At 72.0% G+C, this 19,467-nt stretch carries 14 protein-coding genes and 1 pseudogene; 8 read left to right on the top strand and 7 right to left on the bottom strand.

The genetic code is table 11. The features are described from left to right. The first annotated feature begins 5 nt into the window (after positions 1-5). A complete protein-coding gene (locus ACZ9QC_RS31695) occupies positions 6-923 on the top strand; it encodes a hypothetical protein (RefSeq protein WP_472916230.1) in 918 nt (305 codons plus the stop codon). Positions 924-1,029: 106 nt separating this feature from the next. On the opposite strand, the gene ACZ9QC_RS31690 is transcribed toward ACZ9QC_RS31695, so the two are convergent. Together ACZ9QC_RS31690 and ACZ9QC_RS31685 are read right to left on the bottom strand one after the other, a co-directional pair. After that, positions 1,030-1,959, bottom strand: coding sequence for an SDR family oxidoreductase (locus ACZ9QC_RS31690; protein WP_472916229.1), 930 nt, complete (start codon positions 1,957-1,959; stop codon positions 1,030-1,032). 2 nt (positions 1,960-1,961) lie between these two features. After that, positions 1,962-2,708 (bottom strand): SDR family oxidoreductase, encoded by a 747-nt coding sequence (locus ACZ9QC_RS31685; protein WP_472916228.1) that lies wholly within the window; start codon positions 2,706-2,708, stop codon positions 1,962-1,964. A 66-nt stretch (positions 2,709-2,774) separates the two neighbouring features. On the opposite strand from ACZ9QC_RS31685, the pseudogene ACZ9QC_RS31680 reads away from it, so the two are divergent. The 4 genes and pseudogenes from ACZ9QC_RS31680 to ACZ9QC_RS31665 all read left to right on the top strand — a co-directional run. Beyond that, positions 2,775-3,518: pseudogene (locus ACZ9QC_RS31680) on the top strand (enoyl-CoA hydratase family protein); the annotation flags it as partial. Between the two features lie 223 nt (positions 3,519-3,741). Then, positions 3,742-4,590 (top strand): CoA transferase subunit A, encoded by an 849-nt coding sequence (locus tag ACZ9QC_RS31675; RefSeq protein WP_472916227.1) that lies wholly within the window; start codon positions 3,742-3,744, stop codon positions 4,588-4,590. Between the two features lie 56 nt (positions 4,591-4,646). After that, positions 4,647-5,366, top strand: coding sequence for a CoA-transferase subunit beta (locus ACZ9QC_RS31670; RefSeq protein WP_472921865.1), 720 nt, complete (start codon positions 4,647-4,649; stop codon positions 5,364-5,366). After that, positions 5,366-6,412: an NAD(P)H-dependent flavin oxidoreductase gene (locus ACZ9QC_RS31665; RefSeq protein WP_472916226.1), complete on the top strand. Its 1,047-nt coding sequence runs from the start codon at positions 5,366-5,368 to the stop codon at positions 6,410-6,412. Before ACZ9QC_RS31670 ends, ACZ9QC_RS31665 begins: the two co-directional genes overlap by 1 nt. Before the next feature lie 112 nt (positions 6,413-6,524). Here the strand turns inward: ACZ9QC_RS31665 and ACZ9QC_RS31660 are convergent, their stop codons facing one another. From ACZ9QC_RS31660 to ACZ9QC_RS31650, 3 genes are all read right to left on the bottom strand, one after another. Further along, positions 6,525-7,682 (bottom strand): acetyl-CoA C-acetyltransferase, encoded by a 1,158-nt coding sequence (locus ACZ9QC_RS31660; protein ID WP_472916225.1) that lies wholly within the window; start codon positions 7,680-7,682, stop codon positions 6,525-6,527. 27 nt (positions 7,683-7,709) lie between these two features. Beyond that, a complete protein-coding gene (locus ACZ9QC_RS31655) occupies positions 7,710-8,384 on the bottom strand; it encodes a TetR/AcrR family transcriptional regulator (RefSeq protein WP_472916224.1) in 675 nt (224 codons plus the stop codon). A 95-nt stretch (positions 8,385-8,479) separates the two neighbouring features. Further along, positions 8,480-9,268, bottom strand: a complete 789-nt coding sequence (locus tag ACZ9QC_RS31650; RefSeq protein WP_472916223.1) for an SDR family oxidoreductase — start codon at positions 9,266-9,268, stop codon at positions 8,480-8,482. Between the two features lie 49 nt (positions 9,269-9,317). On the opposite strand from ACZ9QC_RS31650, the gene ACZ9QC_RS31645 reads away from it, so the two are divergent. The 3 genes from ACZ9QC_RS31645 (at position 9,318) to ACZ9QC_RS31635 (ending at position 12,955) form a co-directional block, all read left to right on the top strand. After that, on the top strand, positions 9,318-10,457 hold the full coding sequence (locus ACZ9QC_RS31645; RefSeq protein ID WP_472916222.1) for an acyl-CoA dehydrogenase family protein: 1,140 nt from the start codon (positions 9,318-9,320) through the stop codon (positions 10,455-10,457). A 325-nt stretch (positions 10,458-10,782) separates the two neighbouring features. Then, positions 10,783-11,760 carry an acyl-CoA dehydrogenase family protein gene (locus ACZ9QC_RS31640; RefSeq protein WP_472916221.1) on the top strand — a complete coding sequence of 326 codons (978 nt, stop codon included), beginning with the start codon at positions 10,783-10,785 and terminating at the stop codon, positions 11,758-11,760. 265 nt (positions 11,761-12,025) lie between these two features. After that, a complete protein-coding gene (locus tag ACZ9QC_RS31635) occupies positions 12,026-12,955 on the top strand; it encodes a rhomboid family intramembrane serine protease (protein WP_472916220.1) in 930 nt (309 codons plus the stop codon). Positions 12,956-13,116: 161 nt separating this feature from the next. On the opposite strand, the gene ACZ9QC_RS31630 is transcribed toward ACZ9QC_RS31635, so the two are convergent. Together ACZ9QC_RS31630 and gltB are read right to left on the bottom strand one after the other, a co-directional pair. After that, positions 13,117-14,577 (bottom strand): glutamate synthase subunit beta, encoded by a 1,461-nt coding sequence (locus ACZ9QC_RS31630; protein ID WP_472916219.1) that lies wholly within the window; start codon positions 14,575-14,577, stop codon positions 13,117-13,119. Further along, positions 14,570-19,171 (bottom strand): glutamate synthase large subunit, encoded by a 4,602-nt coding sequence (gene gltB, locus ACZ9QC_RS31625; RefSeq protein ID WP_472921864.1) that lies wholly within the window; start codon positions 19,169-19,171, stop codon positions 14,570-14,572. The genes ACZ9QC_RS31630 and gltB overlap by 8 nt, the downstream gene beginning before the upstream one ends. Between the last annotated feature and the right edge of the window lie 296 nt (positions 19,172-19,467).

Raw genomic sequence — 19,467 nt, 5'->3', positions numbered from 1 at the left:
CGGACGTGGCGAACGGCGGACCTGTCGAGCACGGCTACCCGCATCTGGACACCGTGCGGGCGTCGATCACCGCCCTGTACAAGCGGCTCTCCTACGACACGATCCAGACCTTCGACACCAGTGTGGCCCCCGTCGACGTGGCGTTCTGCGACACCGACGATCTGCATCTGGGGGCGCAGCGGGTGGCGCGGGAACTGGTGCGGCACTATCGGCTGCCGGACGCCCGGATGATCGTCGGGTTCCGGGAGATGACGCATGCGGCGCATGTGGAACTGGCGGCGGGGCCGGAGTACTTCGTCGAGCTCAACGACCGTTTCCGCACGCATCGGCGGGACATCGGGGCGGCCCTGGCGCACGAGGTGATGCATGTCTATCTGCACCGGCTCGGGCTGTCCTTTCCCGGGACCCGGGAGAACGAGATCCTGACGGACACGGCGGCGACGTATCTGGGGGCGGGGTGGCTGCTGCTGGACGCGTTCCGGGAGGACGGCGCGTCGTCGCAGAAGCTGGGGTATCTGACGCCGGAGGAGTTCGGGTACGTGCTGGCCAAGCGGGCCCAGTTGTTCGGTGAGGATCCGTCGGTGTGGTTCACCAGCGCGCAGGCGTATTCCGCGTACGAGCAGGGGCGGGCGCGGGCGCGGAGCGACGAGCGGCAGCCGCCGCTGACGGCGGCGGGGTGGGTGGGGCGGCGGCGGTACGTGCGGGATCGGCGCCATGCGCGGGACGACCTGCGGTCGGCTTCGCCGGGGGTGGGGGCGTCCGGCATGGGGGTGCCGTATGTGTTCACGCCGGAGGGGCGGGGGGCCGCGTTGCGGGTGTCGTTTCCCTGTCCGACGTGTCAGCAGCGGATTCGGGTGCCGGTGCGGGGGCGGGTGCGAGCTCGGTGTGGGTTGTGTCGGACGGTTCTGGAGTGTGACACGTAGCGTTCGGAGCGCCGGAGAGCTCGGCTGGTGCGGTTGTTGTGCGACTGCGGATCCGTCGTGGCTGTTCGCGCAGTTCCCCGCGCCCCTGAGGGCCGCGCCCCGGTCGTCAGGCGCCGTACACCGGGCCCGGCTCCCGTGCCTGCGTCAGGAGTTTGCGTACCGTCTCTCCTGCCTCGCGCGGGGTGCGGCGGGCGCCCTTGTCCTCGGTCGGGCCCGGGTGCCAGCCCTCCATGACCGTGATGCGGCCGGCCTCCGTCTCGAAGACGCGGCCGGTGACGCCGTCGCTCGCGGGCGACCCCAGCCAGACCACCAGGGGGGAGACGTTCTCGGGGGCCATGGCGTCGAAGCCGGTGTCGGGGGCGGTCATGGTCTCGGCGAAGACCGTATCGGTCATTCTGGTGCGGGCCGCGGGGGCGATGGCGTTGACCTGTACGCCGTAGCGGGCGAGTTCGGCGGCGGCGACGAGGGTGAGGCCGACGATGCCCGCCTTGGCGGCGCTGTAGTTGCCCTGGCCGAGTGAGCCCAGCAGGCCCGCGCCGCTGCTGGTGTTGATGACGCGCGCGGTCGGGGTACGGCCCGCCCTGGTCTCGGCGCGCCAGTGGGCGGCGGCGTGTTTCAGGGGGAGGAAGTGGCCCTTGAGGTGGACGCGGAGGACGGCGTCCCAGTCGTCCTCGTCGAGGTTGACGAGCATGCGGTCGCGCAGGAAGCCGGCGTTGTTGACGAGGGTGTCGAGCCGGCCGTAGGTGTCCAGGGCGGTGCGGACGAGGGAGGAGGCGCCGTCGGTCGTCGCGATGTCCCCGCCGTGTGCGACCGCGTCCCCGCCCCGGGCGCGGATCTCCTCGACGACCCGGGCGGCGGGGCTGTCGGGGTCCGGTGTGCCGTCGAGTCCCACGCCGAGGTCGTTGACGACCACGCGGGCGCCCTCGGCGGCGTACGCGAGCGCGTGCGCGCGCCCGAGACCGCGGCCCGCGCCGGTCACGACGACCACGCGCCCTTCGCAGAGCCGCCCTTCGCGGTACGGGGGTGTGCCGCTCATCGTCATTCTCCTTGGTCGGTGTGGGCCGTCGCCGCGTCCAGGAAGGCGGGGCGTTCGCCGCCGCCGTGGACGAGGAGGGAGGCGCCGGTGATGTAGGCGGCCGCGTCGGAGGCGAGGAAGACCGCCGCGTCGCCGATGTCGGACGGGGTGGCGAGGCGGCCCAGGGGGACGGTGCGGGCGACGGCGGCGATGCCGTGTTCGTCGCCGTAGTGGAGGTGGGAGAGCTCGGTGCGGACCATACCGAGGACGAGGGTGTTGACCCGGATCTCCGGGGCCCACTCCACGGCCATGGAGCGCGCGAGGTGTTCCAGGCCGGCCTTGGCGGCGCCGTAGGCCGCCGAGCCGGGTGAGGGGCGGCTGCCGCTGACGCTGCCGATCATCACGATCGCACCGCGCGCCTGTCGGAGGTGCTCGTGGGCGGCGAGGGAGACGGTCAGCGGAGCGGTGAGGTTGAGCTCGACGACGCGGGCGTGGCGGCGGGCGGCGGTCGCGGTGAGCGGGCGGTGGGGTGTGCCGCCGGCGTTGTTCACGAGGACGTCCACGCGGGGCAGTTCGGCGAAGAAGCGGTGCACCGCGTCGGGGTCCCGGACGTCCAGCGGCATGAACTCGGCGCCTTTGAGCGGTACTTCGGGTGGTCGGCGGGCGCAGGTCACGACCTCGGCGCCGGCTTCGGCGAAGGCCCGGGCGATGCCGGCGCCGACGCCGCGTGTGCCGCCGGTGACGACGGCGACCTTCCCGTTGAGCCGCATCCGCTGCTACCTTCCGCAGGAGAGACGCACCAAACAAACGTTAGGTGGAAGGTAGCTGATGCTCCGATGACTGTCTCCACCTCGTCCCCGGAAAAGGGGATTTCCGTCGTCACGGTCGACTTCCCGCCGGTGAACGCGCTGCCGGTGCGCGGGTGGTTCGAACTGGCCGAGGCCGTGCGCGGGGCGGGGCGCGATCCCGAGGTGCGGTGTGTCGTGCTGGGCGCGGAGGGGCGCGGGTTCAACGCCGGGGTGGACATCAAGGAGATCCAGGCGGCGGGGCACAGCGCGCTGATCGGCGCCAACCATGGTTGCGCGGAGGCCTTCGCCGCCGTGTACGAGTGCGAGGTGCCGGTGGTCGCCGCCGTCCAGGGGTTCTGTCTGGGCGGCGGGATCGGGCTGGTGGGGAACGCGGACGCGATCGTGGCGAGCCAGGACGCGACCTTCGGCCTGCCGGAGCTGGACCGGGGAGCGCTCGGTGCGGCGACGCATCTGGCCCGGCTGGTGCCGCGGCATCTGATGCGCGCGCTGTACTACACCTCGCGTACGGCGACCGCCGCCGAGCTACGGGCGCACGGTTCGGTGTGGCGGGTCGTGCCGCGTGCCGAACTGCCGTCCGCCGCGCTGGAGTTGGCGCGGGAGATCGCCGCGAAGGACGGTCGGCTGCTGCGGCTGGCCAAGGCCGCCATCAACGGCATCGACCCCGTCGACGTCCGCCGCAGCTACCGCTTCGAGCAGGGCTTCACCTTCGAGGCGAACCTCAGCGGGGTGGCCGACGAGGTCCGCGACACCTTCGGGGCGGGGGGCAGGGCCGGGAGGGCGGTGAGGGCGGTGAGGGCCGGGACGGCGGGTGCGGCCAAGGTGGATCCGCCGGCCGAGGAACGGGAGGTGGCCGGGGAACGGTACGCCGCCGGGGAACGGGAGGCGGCTGGGGACCAGGACGCGGCCGCCGGGGACCAGGACGCGGCTGAGGGACAGGACGCGGCCGGGAAACGGGACGCGGTGGAGGGAAGCGACGCGGTGGAGGGGGACGCGGGTGAGTGACAAGGCGATGACCGCCGACGAGGCCGTCTCGCGGCTGGCGAGCGGGATGACGCTCGGCATCGGCGGCTGGGGCTCGCGCCGCAAGCCGATGGCCCTGGTGAGAGCGGTGCTCCGGTCCGGGATCACCGATCTCACGGTGGTCTCCTGCGGCGGCCCGGACGTCGGGATGCTCGCCGCCGCCGGACGGATCCGGAAGCTGGTCGCCCCCTTCGCCACCCTGGACTCCATCCCCCTCGAACCCCATTTCCGCGCGGCGCGCGAGCGGGGCGCGTTCGAGCTGACGGAGATCGACGAGGCGATGTTCCTGTGGGGCCTGCGCGCCGCCACGCACCGGTTGCCGTTCCTCCCGGTGCGGGCGGGCATCGGCTCGGACGTGATGCGGGTCAACCCCGGGCTGCGGACGGTCACTTCACCGTACGACGACCGGGAGACCTTCGTCGCCATGCCCGCCCTGCGCCTCGACGCCGCCCTCGTGCACGTCAACCGGGCCGACCGGCGGGGCAACGGCCAGTATCTGGGCCCGGACCCGTACTTCGACGACCTGTTCTGCGAGGCGGCCGACGCCGCGTACGTCTCGTGCGAACGGATCGTGGACACGGCCGAGCTGGCGAAGGAGGGCCCGCCGCAGACGCTGCTGGTCGCCCGGCATGTGGTGACGGGGGTGATCGAGGCCCCGAACGGCGCGCACTTCACCTCCTGCGCCCCCGACCACGGCCGGGACGAGGCCTTCCAGAAGTTGTACGCGACCACGCCCTGGGAGGACTTCGCCGAGCGGTTCCTCTCCGGCGACGAGGCCGCCTACCAGTCGGCCGTACGGGCCTGGCGGAGGGAGGGTTCGTGACTGAGGGGACGACGGACGAGGGGACGGGGAACGAGAGGACGACGACGGGTGGCGCGATGCGGGCCGAGTACTGCGTGATCGCCTGCGCGGAGGCCTGGCGCGGGGCCGGGGAGATCCTCGCGAGCCCCATGGGGCTGATCCCGTCGCTGGGCGCGCGCCTGGCGAGGCGGACCTTCTCGCCGGACCTGTTGCTGACCGACGGCGAGGCGCTGCTGGTCGACCTCGACGGCACCGTGGAGGGCTGGCTGCCCTACCGCCGGCACCTGGACCTGGTCACCGGCGGCCGGCGGCACGTGATGATGGGCGCGAGCCAGATCGACCGGTACGGCAACCAGAACATCAGTTGCGTCGGCGACTGGGCGAGGCCGAGGCGACAGCTGCTGGGGGTGCGGGGCGCGCCGGTCAACACCCTGAACAACCCGACCAGTTACTGGGTTCCGAAGCATTCGCGGCGGGTCTTCGTCGAGAAGGTGGACATGGTGTGCGGGGTGGGTCACGACCGCGTGGCCGCGCATCCGGCCGCCGCCCGCTTCCACCATCTGCCGCGGGTCGTGTCGGACCTCGGGGTGTTCGACTTCGCCACGCCCGACCGCGCGATGCGGCTGGCCTCGCTGCACCCCGGGGTCACGGTCGAGCAGGTGCGGGAGGCGACGGGCTTCGCGCTCGCCGTCCCGGACGAGGTGCCGTACACACGTGACCCCACGGCGGAGGAGCTGCGGTTGATCCGCGAGGTGATCGATCCGGCGGGCGCCCGTTCCCGTGAGGTCCAGGGCTGATGGAGACGGCGCTGACCCGGCTCGTCGGCGTCCGGTATCCGGTCGTGCAGACCGGTATGGGGTGGGTGGCCGGCCCCCGGCTGGTCTCCGCCGCGGCGAACGCGGGGGCGCTCGGGATCCTGGCCTCCGCGACGATGACGCCCGCCCGGCTCCGGGACGCCGTACGGGAGGTGCGGTCCCGCACGGACGCGCCGTTCGGGGTGAATCTGCGGGCCGACGCGACGGACGCGCGGGAACGGGTGCGGATCGTCGTGGAGGAGGGCGTCCGGGTGGCGTCGTTCGCGCTCGCGCCGTCCAGGGAGCTGATCGCGGAGCTCAAGGACGCGGGGGTGGTGGTGATCCCGTCGGTGGGCGCCCGGCGGCACGCCGAGAAGGTGGCGGCGTGGGGTGCGGACGCGGTGGTCGTGCAGGGCGGCGAGGGCGGTGGACACACCGGGGAGGTGGCGACGACCGTGCTGCTGCCGCAGGTCGTGGACGCCGTCGACATCCCCGTGGTCGCGGCCGGCGGCTTCCACGACGGGCGGGGTCTGGTGGCCGCGCTGGCGTTCGGGGCGGCCGGGGTGGCGATGGGCACCCGGTTCCTGCTCACCTCGGACTCGACGGTGCCCGACGCGGTGAAGGCCCGCTATCGGGCGGCGACCGTCAAGGACGTCACCGTCACGCGGGCCGTGGACGGATTGCCGCACCGCATGCTCCGCACGGAGTTCGTGAGCGCGTTGGAGGCGTCCGGGCGGGCGCGCGCCCTGCTGCGCGCCGTGCGGCACGCGGCCGCGTTCCGGCGGCTCTCCGGGCTCACCTGGCGCGGCATGGTCCGCGACGGCCTGGCGCTGCGGCACGGCAAGGACCTCGCCTGGAGCCAGGTCCTGCTCGCCGCCAACACGCCCATGCTGCTCAGGTCCGCGATGGTGGACGGCCGTACGGACCTGGGGGTGATGGCGGCCGGGCAGGTCGCCGGCGTGATCGACGACCTGCCGTCCTGCGCGGAGCTGGTGGAACGGATCATGAGGGAGGCGGACGAAGTGCGGGGGCGTCTCGGCGGCCTCTGAGCCCGACGTACGGGGGCGTCTCGGCGGCCTCAGGCCCCTGCGCACGGGGGGCGTCTCGGCGACGCCTGACCCCCTGCGCACGGACGCGCCGTTCGACACCTCCGCCTGGCCGTCAGAGCCTTTCGATGATCGTCACGTTCGCCTGTCCGCCCCCCTCGCACATGGTCTGGAGGCCGTACCGGCCGCCCGTGCGCTCCAGTTCGTGCAGGAGGGTCGTCATGAGCTTGGCGCCGGTCGCGCCCAGGGGGTGGCCGAGGGCGATCGCGCCGCCGTTGACGTTGACCTTCTCCGGGTCGGCGCCCGTCTCCTTCAGCCACGCCAGGACGACCGGCGCGAAGGCCTCGTTGATCTCGACGAGGTCGATCGCGTCGAGGGTGAGGCCGGACTTCTTCAGGGCGTACGCGGTCGCCGGTATCGGCGCGGTGAGCATCCGTATGGGGTCCTCGCCGCGTACGGAGAGGTGGTGCACGCGGGCGCGCGGGGTCAGCCCGTGCTCCCGTACGGCGCGTTCGGAGGCGAGCAGCAGCGCCGCGGCGCCGTCGGAGACCTGGGAGGAGCAGGCGGCGGTGACGGTGCCGCCGTCGATGACCGGCTTCAGCGCGGCCATCTTCTCCAGCGAGGTGTCCCGGCGCGGCCCCTCGTCGGCGGTCACGTCCCCGTACGGCACGGTCTCGCGTGCGAAGCGGCCCTCGTCGAGGGCCCGTACCGCCCGACGGTGGGAGCGCAGCGCGTACTCCTCCTGGTCGCGGCGGCTGATGCCCCACTTCGCGGCGATCATCTCGGCGCCGGCGAACTGGTTCACCGGCCGGTCGCCGTAGCGGGCCCGCCAGCCCTCGCTGCCGGCGAAGGGGCCGTCCGTGAGTCCGAGGGGGACGGCGGCCTGGCGGGAGGCGAAGGCGATCGGGATCATCGTCATGTTCTGGACGCCGCCCGCGACCACCAGGTCCTGGGTGCCGGAGAGCACTCCTTGCGCGGCGAAGTGCACGGCCTGCTGCGAGGAGCCGCACTGCCGGTCGACGGTCGTGCCCGGTACCTCCTCGGGCAGCCCGGCGGCCAGCCAGCTGGTCCGGGCGATGTCACCGGCCTGCGGGCCGACGGTGTCCAGGCAGCCGAAGACGACGTCCTCCACGGCTGCCGGGTCCACGCCGGCGCGTGCGACGAGCGCCTTGAGGGCGTGTGCGCCGAGGTCGGCCGGATGGACCTGGCCGAGCCCTCCCCCGCGCCGCCCGACAGGCGTCCGGACCGCTTCGACGATATAGGCCTCGGCCATGGCAACTCCCTTGACGTCAGAGGTTGTTCACCGATTGAGCTCCGGTTCGTGCGTCGCGGGCCCGCCGTGCGGCCGCGCGTGTACGGCGATCCCGTCCAGGACCATCGACAGGTACTGCCGGGCGATCTCCTCCGGACCGAGCTGTCCGCCGGGCCGGTACCAGGAGGCGGCGACCCACACCGTGTCGCGCACGAACCGGTAGGTGAGCCGGGTGTCGAGGTCGGCGCGGAACTCCTGGGCGGCCACCCCGCGTTCCAGCGTGGCCAGCCATGCCTTCTCGAACTTGCGCTGCGAGGCGTCGAGGAACTGGAACCGGTCCTGCGCGACCAGCTTCTTGGCCTCGTTCTGGTAGATCGCGACGGCGGCGCGGTGCCGGTCGATGGCGCGGAACGACTCGACGACCAGGGCCTCGAAGGTCTCCCGGGGGCGCAGCTCGGCGTCCAGGACGGCGTCGTAGCCCTGCCAGAGTTCGTCGAGGAAGGTCCGCAGGATCTCCTCCAGCATCGCGTCCTTGGACTCGAAGTAGTAGTAGAGGCTGCCCGCGAGCATGCCGACGTCGTCCGCGATCCTGCGGACGGTGGTGGCGTTGTACCCCAGGTCGGCGAAGACCTCCGCGGCCCGGTCGAGGAGTTCCCGGCGGCGGGCGGGCGCGGCGGGCGGCTTGTCGCCGGCGGTCGTCCGGGGGTTCTTCTTGGTCGGCACGCTGTTCCTCGTTCTCACGGGTGCTGGTCGTTCATGGGCGCTGATTGAGCACGGGTGCTGATCGCTCACGGTGCTGGTCTCACGCTGCTGGTCGCTCACGGGTGCTGGTTGCTGACGGAGACGATCTCACCCGTCAGGTACGAGGAGTAGCCGGACGCGAGGAACACGATCACGTTGGCCACCTCCCAGGGTTCGGCGTACCGCCCGAGGGCCTCGCGGGCGGTCAGTTCCTCCAGCAGTTCCGGGGTGGTGACCTTCACCAGGTGCGGGTGCATGGCAAGGCTGGGCGAGACGGCGTTGACCCGGACCCCGTACGCGGCCGCCTCGATCGCCGCGCACCTGGTCAGGGCCATGACGCCCGCCTTGGCGGCGGCGTAGTGCGCCTGGCCGGCCTGGGCGCGCCAGCCGACGACGGAGGCGTTGTTGACGATGACGCCGCCGCCGTGGTCCCGCATCAGCCGCAGCGCGGTCCGGGTGCAGCGGAACGTGCCGTTCAGTGTCACGTCCAGCACCTTGGACCACTGCTCGTCGGTCATGTCGACGAGGTCGCTGGTGCCGCCGAGGCCCGCGTTGTTGACGACGATGTCGAGCCGTCCGTGCAGCCGGGCGCCGGCCTCGAACAGGGCCCGCACCTGGTCCTCGTCGGTCACGTCGCACGGCACCGCCCGGACGGACTCCGCTCCGAACTCCTCGGCCAGCTCGTCCCGGTACGCCTTGAGTCTGCGCGTGTGGGCGTCGCTGATCAGTACGCGCGCGCCCTCCTCCAGGAAGCGTCGCGCGGTGGCCCCGCCGATGCCCGCGCCGGCCGCGGCGGTGATCACGGCGGTGCGTCCGGCGAGCAGACCGTGGCCGGGGAGGTACGTCGGAGGGTCGACGTTCTTCATGCGGGCACGCTAACCTACCAAACACTTGTTAGGGAAGGAGCGGTGCTCCATGGACCTCGCTTGTTCTCCCGCCGACGAGGCCTTCCGCGCCGAGGCCCGTGCCTGGCTGCGCGCCCATGTCCCGTCGGAGCCGCTCCCGTCGCTGGAGACCGAGGAGGGCTTCGCCGCCCATCGGGCGTGGGAGGCCGAACTCTTCGCCGACCGCTGGTCGGTGGTGAACTGGCCGACCGCGTACGGTGGCCGCGAAGCGGGGCTGCTCCGCTGGCTGCTGTTCGAGGAGGAGTACTACGCGGCGGGCGCCCCGGGCCGGGTCGGCCAGAACGGGATCAACCTCCTCGCCCCGACCTTGTTCGACCACGGCACCGAGGAGCAACGGGCGCGGGTGCTGCCCCCGATGGCCTCCGGCGAGGTGGTGTGGGCCCAGGCCTGGTCGGAGCCCGGGGCCGGGTCCGACCTGGCCTCGCTCAGCTCCCGGGCCGTGCGCGCGGACGGGGGCTGGCTGCTGACCGGGCAGAAGACCTGGTCGTCACGGGCGGCGTTCGCGGACCGGGCGTTCGGCCTGTTCCGCAGCGAGCCCGGCACCGACCGGCCTCACCAGGGGCTGACGTATCTCATGTTCGATCTGCGCGCCCCGGGGGTGACGGTCCGCCCGATCGGACGCCTCGACGGCAGGCCCGCGTTCGCCGAGCTCTTCCTCGACGACGTGTTCGTGCCGGACGAGGACGTCATCGGCGAGCCCGGCCAGGGTTGGCGCATCGCGATGTCCACCGCCGGCAACGAACGCGGTCTGACGCTGCGCTCCCCGGGCCGCTTCCTGGCCTCCGCGCACCGGCTGCTCGCCCTCTGGCACGACCGGGGCAGCCCGGCGTCCGCCCGCGAGGCGGTGGCCGACGCGCTGATCGGCGCCCGCGCCTACCAGTTGTTCACCCACGCGGCCGCCTCCCGCTTCCTGGAGGGCACGCCGATCGGCCCCGAGGCCAGCCTGAACAAGGTCTTCTGGTCCGAGTACGACATCGCCCTGCACGAGACGGCGCTCGACCTGCTCGGCGAGGAGGGCGAGTCGGCGGACACCGACTGGTCCGAGGGGTACGTCTTCTCCCTCGCCGGCCCGATCTACGCCGGCACCAACGAGATCCAACGCGACATCATCGCCGAACGCCTCCTCGGCCTGCCGAAGGGCCGCCGCTGATGCGGAGCCCTCCTGCAGGGGGTGCCACTGATGCGCGGAGCGCGCCTGAAAGGCCGCCCCCGATGTGTGACCCCGACGGCGAGAGCCGTCCGCTGAGGGGTGACCCCCGCCCGAAGGGCCCCCGCCCATTGGCCACAACCGACCGCACGGCTTCGACCTGCAAAGACATCGACCGACGCGTGGTCCCCGCCCGAAAGGCCACCGCCGACGCGCGGCCCACCCTGGCCCGCCGGACGCGCGGCTCGGCCTCAAAGGCCGTCGGACGCGCGGCCCCGACCCCGAGGGCCTCCGCCGACGCGTGGCCCCGCCCGAAAGGCCTCACCGGATGCGTTTCCTCCTGGACACCGAACAGCGGGCGTTCGCCGAGTCGCTGGGCGCCATGTTGTCGGCCGCCGGCACGCCCGCCGTCGTACGGGCCTGGGGGCGCGGGGAGCACGAGGCGGGGCGTGCGGTGTGGGCGCGCCTCGGGGACGCGGGCGTGTTCGCGCTGGCGGCGCCGGAGGCGTACGAGGGGGTGGGTCCGCTCCCCGTCGAACTGGCCGTCGCCTTCGTGGAGCTGGGTCGGCACGCGGTTCCGGGCCCGCTCGTGGAGACGGTGACGGCGACGGTGCTCCTGGCGGGCCTGGACGACCCGGGCCCGGCCAAGCGCCTGCTCCCGGCACTGGTGTCGGGCGAGGCGATGGCCACGGTGGTGCCGTCGCCGGGATCGTACGCGCTGGACGGGGACACGGCGACGACCCGCCTGACGCTCGCCCCGGAGACGGGCGAACTGCGCCTCGCCGCCGGCCACGGCCCCGTGCGCCGCTCCCTGGACCCGGCCCGCCGCCTGACCCCGCTCTCCCCCGGCGGCGACCTCCTCGCCGCCGACCCGTCCCTGCTCGCCCACGCCCTCGTCTGGGCGCGTCTCGCGGTCGCCGCGCAGGCGCTCGGCGTCGGTCTGGCGCTGCTGGACAGGACGGTGGCGTACGTCAAGCAGCGCACCCAGTTCGGTGTGCCCGTGGGGTCGTTCCAGGCGGTGAAGCACCGGCTGGCGGACGCCGAGGTGGCCCTGGAGTTCGCGCGGCCGCTGGTCTTCGGGGCGGCGGTCACCCTGGACCCGGCGGACGCGGCGGCGGCCAAGGTGACGGCGTGCGAGGCGGCGTACGCGACGGCGCGCACGGCGCTCCAGGCGCACGGCGCGATCGGTTACACGGCGGAGTACGACCTGTCCCTCTGGCTGACCAAGGCACGCGCGCTGCGGAGCGCGTGGGGCACTCCCGACGAATGCCGGGACGTGGTCCTCAGCGATCCCCGGTGGCGCTGACTGCCCCTGGTGGTGACCGCCGCCGGTGATGTCGCGGGGTACTCCTCGACCATGGATTTCGGAAGACGAGGTGGACGGCGGCCCGCGATGAGCCGACACAGGGCCATGCGCCGCCCCCCTGCCATGCTCCGCCCCAGCCCGTCACGCGGCGATGATCCCGAGGCTGAGGCACTCCCCCGCAGCGGGCTCCCGCCCAGGTTCGCTATTTTGTTCGCCGCCGTCCTCACCGGCTCGTCATCAGTCCCGCACCCACAAGGAGCCGGCCGTGGAACCCGAGTCCTCGTCGTCGTCCGAGCCCGCCGTCACCACCTGCTACCGCCACCCGAACGTGGAGTCCTACGTCCGCTGCACCCGCTGCGAGCGGTTCATCTGCCCGGACTGCATGCGCGACGCGGCCGTGGGTCACCAGTGCCCGGAGTGCGTGAAGGAGGGCGCGAGAACGGTCCGCCAGGCCCGCACGGCCTTCGGCGGCCGGATCTCGGCGGTCCCGCTGGTGACGTACGTCCTGATCGGCCTGAACGTCGTCGCGTACGTCGCCGAACTGCTCCGCCCGACGGTCGTCGACGACTTCGCGATGCTGGGCCGGGGCCTCGCCGGCCCAGACGGTCTGCACTATGTCTGGCAGAGCGCCTACCCGGCCGACTTCCACCTCGAAGGCGTGATCGACGGCGAGTGGTACCGCCTCCTCACCGGCGCCTTCCTCCACATCCCGCCCACCGAGGGCACGTTCGGCATCCTGCACATCGTGATGAACATGGTCACGCTGTGGAACGTGGGCCGTGTGGTGGAGGCCCAGCTGGGCCGCGCCCGCTATCTGAGCCTGTACCTCCTCTCCGCCCTCGGCGGCTCCGTCCTGGTCCTCCTCCTGGCCCCCGACAGCAGCACGGTCGGCGCCTCCGGCGCGATCTTCGGCGTCTGCACGGCGTACTACGTCCTGGCCCGCCGCCTGGGCGCCGACCCGGCGGGCATCAACCGCTTCATGGCGGGCCTGCTGATCTGGCTGGTCATCTCGGCGGTCGTGACGTCCTGGCAGGGCCACCTCGGCGGCCTCCTCACAGGCGGCCTGACCGCCCTGGCCTTCGCGTACGCGCCCCGGGACCGACGGAGGGTGCTGGTGCAGGCGGGGGCGTGCGTGGGGGTGCTGGCGCTGCTGGTGGTGCTGGCGGTGGCGAAGGCGGCGGCGATGACGGGCTGAGGCTCTCACCCGGGACATGCGACGGCGCCTGCCCGGTAGTCCGGTCGGGGACTGGTGGGCAGGCGCCGTCTGTGTTCCGCACGCCGTTGTACGGGACGTCTGTTGATCCGGTGGATCAGTGACCGGCGGGGCAAGACCCGGCAGGTCAGGAACCCGGTGGATCAGACCATCAGCGAGCGGTCCGTCGGGCGGATCGGGGCCGGCAGGTCGCTCGCGCCCGTGAGGAAGCGGTCGCAGCCGCGCGCGGCCGAGCGGCCCTCGGCGATCGCCCAGACGATGAGGGACTGACCGCGCCCCGCGTCGCCCGCCACGAACACACCCGGCACGTTCGTCTGGAAGTCGGCGTCACGCGCGATGTTGCCGCGCTCGTCGAGGTCCAGGCCGAACTGGTCCACGAGACCGTTCTCGCGGTCCGTGCCGGTGAAGCCCATCGCCAGCGTCACCAGCTGGGCGGGGATCTTGCGCTCCGTGCCCGGCTTCTGCGTCAGCTTGCCGTCGACGAACTCGACCTCCACGAGGTGCAGCCACTGGACGTTGCCGTCCTCGTCGCCCTCGAAGTGGGTGGTGGAGACGGAGTAGACCCGCTCGCCGCCCTCCTCGTGCGCGGAGGTGACCTTGTACAGCATCGGGAAGGTCGGCCACGGCTGGTTCGGGGCACGGTCCTCGCCCGGCTTCGGCATGATCTCCAGCTGCGTGACCGAGGCCGCGCCCTGGCGGTGGGCGGTGCCCACGCAGTCCGCGCCGGTGTCGCCACCGCCGATGACGACGACGTGCTTGCCCTCGGCCGTGATGGGGGGCGCCACGAAGTCGCCCTCCTGCACCTTGTTGGCCAGCGGCAGGTACTCCATCGCCTGGTGGATGCCGTTCAGCTCGCGGCCGGGGACCGGCAGGTCACGGGCGGTGGTGGCGCCCGCGGCGATGACGACGGCGTCGTACCGCTTCTTCAGGTCCGTCGCCTTGAGGTCGCGGCCGATCTCGATGCCCGTACGGAAGCGGGTGCCCTCCGCGCGCATCTGCTCGATACGGCGGTTGATGTGCCGCTTCTCCATCTTGAACTCGGGGATGCCGTAGCGGAGCAGACCGCCGACGCGGTCCGCGCGCTCGTACACGGCGACCGTGTGACCGGCCCGCGTCAGCTGCTGGGCGGCCGCGAGACCCGCCGGGCCCGAGCCGATGACCGCGACCGTCTTGCCGGACAGGCGCTCCGGGATCTGCGGCGCTACATCGCCGCTGTCCCACGCCTTGTCGATGATCGAGACCTCGACGTTCTTGATGGTGACGGCCGGCTGGTTGATACCGAGCACGCAGGCCGACTCGCACGGGGCCGGGCAGAGGCGACCGGTGAACTCCGGGAAGTTGTTGGTCGCGTGCAGACGCTCCGAAGCCGCGCCCCAGTCCTCGCGGTAGGCGTAGTCGTTCCACTCGGGGATGAGGTTCCCGAGGGGACAGCCGTTGTGGCAGAACGGGATGCCGCAGTCCATGCAGCGGGACGCCTGCTTCGAGATGATCGGGAGCAGGGAACCGGGGACGTAGACCTCGTTCCAGTCCTTCAGCCGTACGTCGACGGGGCGGGACTTGGCGACCTCGCGCCCGTGGTTGAGGAAGCCCTTCGGGTCAGCCATTGATCGCCGCCTCCATCATCTTCTCGGTGATCTCGGTCTCGGAGAGACCGGCCTGCTCGGCGGCGGCCTTGGCGGCGAGCACTGCCTTGTACGTGCTGGGGATGATCTTGCTGAAGCGCTGCACGGCCTCGTCCCAGTCGGCGAGCAGCTTCTCGGCGACCGTCGACCCCGTCTCCTCGGCGTGGCGGCGCACCACGTCGTGCAGCCACTGCCTGTCGGTGTCGTCGAGGGCCTCGATCGCGCCCACGTTGCCGACGTTGACGTTGTCGGGGTCCAGGTCGATGACGTACGCGATGCCGCCGGACATACCGGCCGCGAAGTTGCGGCCCGTCTCGCCGAGGACGACCGCGTGGCCGCCGGTCATGTACTCGCAGCCGTGGTCGCCCACGCCCTCGGAGACCACCAGGGCACCGGAGTTGCGGACGCAGAACCGCTCGCCCGTACGGCCCCGGAGGAACAGCTCGCCGCCGGTCGCGCCGTAGGCGATGGTGTTGCCCGCGATGGTGGAGTACTCGGCGAGGTGGTCGGCGCCCCGGTCCGGGCGGACGATCACGCGGCCGCCGGAGAGGCCCTTGCCGACGTAGTCGTTGGCGTCGCCCTCCAGGCGCAGCGTGACGCCGCGCGGGAGGAAGGCGCCGAAGGACTGGCCCGCCGAGCCGGTGAAGGTGATGTCGATGGTGTCGTCGGGGAGCCCTGCCCCGCCGAACTTCTTCGTCACCTCGTGGCCGAGCATCGTGCCGACGGTGCGGTTGATGTTGCGGACCTTGACCTGGGCGCGGACCGGCTGGGCGTCGGTGGCGTCCGAGGCGGCCAGCGCGTCGGCGGCGAGCTTGATCAGCTCGTTGTCGAGCGCCTTCTCCAGGCCGTGGTCCTGCTCGATCAGCTGGTGGCGGACGGCGCCCTCGGGCAGCTCGGGCACGTGGAACAGCGGCGCCAGGTCCAGGCCCTGTGCCTTCCAGTGGTCGACCGCGCGGGTCACGTCGAGCGCCTCGGCGTGGCCGACGGCCTCCTCGATGGAGCGGAAGCCCAGCTCGGCGAGGATCTCGCGGACCTCTTCGGCGATGAACTCGAAGAAGTTCACGACGTACTCGGCCTTGCCGGAGAACCGGTCGCGGAGCGTCGGGTTCTGCGTGGCGATGCCGACCGGGCAGGTGTCCAGGTGGCAGACGCGCATCATGACGCAGCCGGAGACGACGAGCGGCGCGGTCGCGAAACCGAACTCCTCGGCGCCGAGCAGCGCGGCGATGACGACGTCACGGCCGGTCTTCAGCTGGCCGTCGGTCTGCACGACGATGCGGTCGCGCAGGCCGTTGAGCAGCAGCGTCTGCTGGGTCTCGGCGAGGCCGAGCTCCCAGGGGCCGCCCGCGTGCTTCAGCGAGGTGAGCGGCGAGGCGCCCGTACCGCCGTCGTGGCCGGAGATGAGGACGACGTCCGCGTGCGCCTTGGAGACACCCGCCGCGACCGTGCCGACGCCGACCTCGGAGACCAGCTTGACGTGAATCCGCGCCTGCGGGTTCGCGTTCTTCAGGTCGTGGATCAGCTGGGCCAGGTCCTCGATGGAGTAGATGTCGTGGTGCGGCGGCGGGGAGATGAGGCCCACGCCCGGCGTGGAGTGACGCGTCTTGGCGACCCACGGGTACACCTTGTGGCCGGGCAGCTGACCGCCCTCACCGGGCTTGGCGCCCTGGGCCATCTTGATCTGGATGTCGTCCGCGTTGACGAGGTACTCGCTCGTGACACCGAAGCGGCCGGAGGCGACCTGCTTGATCGACGAACGCCGCGCCGGGTCGTAGAGCCGGTCCGGGTCCTCGCCGCCCTCACCGGTGTTGGACTTGCCGCCCAGCTGGTTCATGGCGATGGCGAGCGTCTCGTGCGCCTCGCGGGAGATCGAGCCGTACGACATGGCGCCGGTCGAGAAGCGCTTGACGATCTCGGAGACCGGCTCGACCTCGTCGACGGAGATCGGCGCGCGGCCTTCGCCCGCCTTGAAACCGAACAGGCCGCGCAGCGTCATCAGACGCTCGGACTGCTCGTTCACGCGGCTCGTGTACTGCTTGAAGATGTCGTAGCGGCGCGTGCGGGTGGAGTGCTGGAGGCGGAAGACCGTGTCCGGGTCGAACAGGTGCGGCTCGCCCTCGCGGCGCCACTGGTACTCGCCGCCGATGTCCAGGGCGCGGTGGGCGGGCGCGATGCCGCTGGCCGGGTACGCCTTGGCGTGGCGGGCGGCGACCTCCTTGGCGATGACGTCGATGCCGACGCCGCCGATCTTGGTGGCCGTGCCGTTGAAGTACTTCTCCACGAACTCGTCCGCGAGACCGACGGCCTCGAAGACCTGGGCGCCGCGGTAGGAGGCGACCGTGGAGATGCCCATCTTGGACATGACCTTCAGGACGCCCTTGCCGAGGGCGTAGATCAGGTTGCGGATCGCCTGCTCGGCCTCGATACCGGAGAGGAACGTTCCGGCGCGGACGAGGTCCTCGACGGACTCCATCGCCAGGTACGGGTTGACGGCCGCGGCGCCGAAGCCGATGAGCAGGGCGACGTGGTGGACCTCGCGGACGTCGCCGGCCTCGACCAGCAGGCCCACCTGGGTGCGCTGCTTGGTGCGGATGAGGTGGTGGTGGACGGCCGCGGTGAGCAGCAGCGACGGGATCGGCGCGTGCTCGGCGTCCGAGTGGCGGTCCGACAGGACGATCAGCCGGGCACCGTTCTCGATGGCCGAGTCGGCCTCGGCGCAGATCTCCTCGATGCGCGCGGCGAGGGCGTCACCGCCGCCGGAGACCCGGTACAGGCCGGAGAGGGTCGCGGCCTTCATGCCGGGCATGTCGCCGTCGGCGTTGATGTGGATGAGCTTGGCCAGCTCGTCGTTGTCGATCACCGGGAAGGGCAGGGTGACGCTGCGGCACGACGCGGCGCTCGGCTCCAGGATGTTGCCCTCGGGGCCCAGCGAGGAGCGCAGCGAGGTGACGAGCTCCTCGCGGATGGCGTCCAGCGGCGGGTTGGTGACCTGCGCGAACAGCTGGGTGAAGTAGTCGAAGAGCAGGCGCGGGCGCGAGGACAGCGCGGCGATCGGCGAGTCGGTGCCCATGGATCCGATGGGCTCGGCGCCGGCCTTGGCCATCGGCGCGAGGATGACGCGCAGCTCCTCCTCGGTGTAGCCGAAGGTCTGCTGGCGGCGGGTGACCGAGGCGTGGGTGTGCACGATGTGCTCACGCTCGGGCAGGTCGGACAGCTCGATCTCGCCGGCCTCCAGCCACTCCGCGTACGGGTTCTCCGCGGCGAGCTGGGCCTTGATCTCGTCGTCCTCGATGATGCGGTGCTCGACGGTGTCGACGAGGAACATCCTGCCCGGCTGCAGGCGGCCCTTGCGGACGACCTTGGCGGGGTCGATGTCGAGGACGCCGACCTCGGAGCCGAGGACGACCAGGCCGTCGTCGGTGACCCAGTAGCGGCCGGGGCGCAGGCCGTTGCGGTCGAGGACCGCGCCGACCTGGCGGCCGTCGGTGAAGGTGACACAGGCCGGGCCGTCCCAGGGCTCCATCAGCGTGGAGTGGAACTGGTAGAAGGCGCGGCGGGCCGGCTCCATGGAGTCGTGGTTCTCCCACGCCTCCGGGATCATCATCAGCACGGAGTGCGGCAGGGAGCGGCCGCCGAGGTGGAGCAGCTCCAGCACCTCGTCGAAGGACGCCGAGTCGGAGGCGTCCGGCGTACAGATGGGGAAGATCCGGTCGAGCTCGTCCTGCGGGCCGAACAGGTCGGAGGCCAGCTGGGACTCGCGGGCGACCATCCAGTTGCGGTTGCCCTTGACCGTGTTGATCTCGCCGTTGTGCGCGACGAAGCGGTACGGGTGGGCGAGCGGCCACGACGGGAAGGTGTTCGTGGAGAACCGGGAGTGCACGAGCGCGATCGCGGAGGCGAAGCGGCGGTCGGACAGGTCCGGGAAGAAGGGCTCCAGCTGGCCGGTGGTCAGCATGCCCTTGTAGACGATGGTCCGCGCGGACAGCGAGGGGAAGTAGACGTCGACCTCGCGCTCGGCGCGCTTGCGCAGCACGAACGTCTTGCGGTCGAGGTCGATGTCCTTCGAGGTGCCGTCGGTGACGAAGACCTGGCGGAAGGCGGGCATCGTGGAGCGGGCCGTGGCGCCGAGCAGCTCGGGGGCGACGGGCACCTCGCGCCAGCCGAGGACGGTCAGGCCCTCGTCGGCGGCGATGGCCTCGATGCGGGCGACGGCGTCCTCGGTGCCCTCCTCGGGCAGGAAGCCGATGCCGACGGCGTACGAGCCGGCCTCGGGCAGCTCGAATCCGGCCACCTCGCGGAAGAACGCGTCGGGAACCTGGGAGAGGATGCCGGCGCCGTCACCCGAGTCGGGCTCCGAACCGGTCGCCCCTCGATGCTCCAGGTTGCGCAGAACCGTGAGCGCCTGCTCGACCAGCGCATGGCTCGCCTCGCCGGTGAGGGTGGCCACGAAGCCGACGCCACAGGCGTCGTGCTCGTTGCGGGGGTCGTACATACCCTGCGCAGCAGGGCGAGCATCCATGAACGACCACTTCTGGCCATTCGTGGAGTGCTGGGACGGCTGGCGCGGCGTACGCATCGGCTCTCCCGTCGTCGTCATCTGGCATATGCGATTGCCGAGGGACGACGCTGGCCCTCTGCGTAAGTGCAAATTTCGTGCAGGTTACATGATGGAACGATTCTCGGGAAGCGGATACTTCGTCCCAGCATGCGGACGCCACGGCGCGGAGGTGGTGGGCGCACACGGTGGCGTGATCGAACGCGATCAAGGGGGAGCCGACCGGACAGATCTTTGTCGGTCGACCGGGGCGCAGTGAGGCGTCGTCGCCCACTGCGCCAGGTGGTTCAGGTGCTTCAGGTGCTGGACGGGCGTCG

This window comes from Streptomyces sp. HUAS MS02 (assembly GCF_055702265.1).
Note: the sequence above shows the minus strand (reverse complement) of the source record. Positions and strands in the feature narration are given on the sequence as shown.

What these genes read in the sequence shown, in the direction of transcription:
- ACZ9QC_RS31685 (WP_472916228.1), bottom strand. Translation starts at nt 2,708, where the DNA reads ATGCGGCTCAACGGGAAGGTCGCCGTCGTCACCGGCGGCACACGCGGC.
- ACZ9QC_RS31660 (WP_472916225.1), bottom strand. Translation starts at nt 7,682, where the DNA reads ATGGCCGAGGCCTATATCGTCGAAGCGGTCCGGACGCCTGTCGGGCGG.
- ACZ9QC_RS31690 (WP_472916229.1), bottom strand. Translation starts at nt 1,959, where the DNA reads ATGAGCGGCACACCCCCGTACCGCGAAGGGCGGCTCTGCGAAGGGCGC.
- ACZ9QC_RS31665 (WP_472916226.1), top strand. Translation starts at nt 5,366, where the DNA reads ATGGAGACGGCGCTGACCCGGCTCGTCGGCGTCCGGTATCCGGTCGTG.
- ACZ9QC_RS31645 (WP_472916222.1), top strand. Translation starts at nt 9,318, where the DNA reads ATGGACCTCGCTTGTTCTCCCGCCGACGAGGCCTTCCGCGCCGAGGCC.
- ACZ9QC_RS31640 (WP_472916221.1), top strand. Translation starts at nt 10,783, where the DNA reads ATGCGTTTCCTCCTGGACACCGAACAGCGGGCGTTCGCCGAGTCGCTG.
- ACZ9QC_RS31670 (WP_472921865.1), top strand. Translation starts at nt 4,647, where the DNA reads ATGCGGGCCGAGTACTGCGTGATCGCCTGCGCGGAGGCCTGGCGCGGG.
- ACZ9QC_RS31650 (WP_472916223.1), bottom strand. Translation starts at nt 9,268, where the DNA reads ATGAAGAACGTCGACCCTCCGACGTACCTCCCCGGCCACGGTCTGCTC.
- gltB (WP_472921864.1), bottom strand. Translation starts at nt 19,171, where the DNA reads ATGCGTACGCCGCGCCAGCCGTCCCAGCACTCCACGAATGGCCAGAAG.
- ACZ9QC_RS31630 (WP_472916219.1), bottom strand. Translation starts at nt 14,577, where the DNA reads ATGGCTGACCCGAAGGGCTTCCTCAACCACGGGCGCGAGGTCGCCAAG.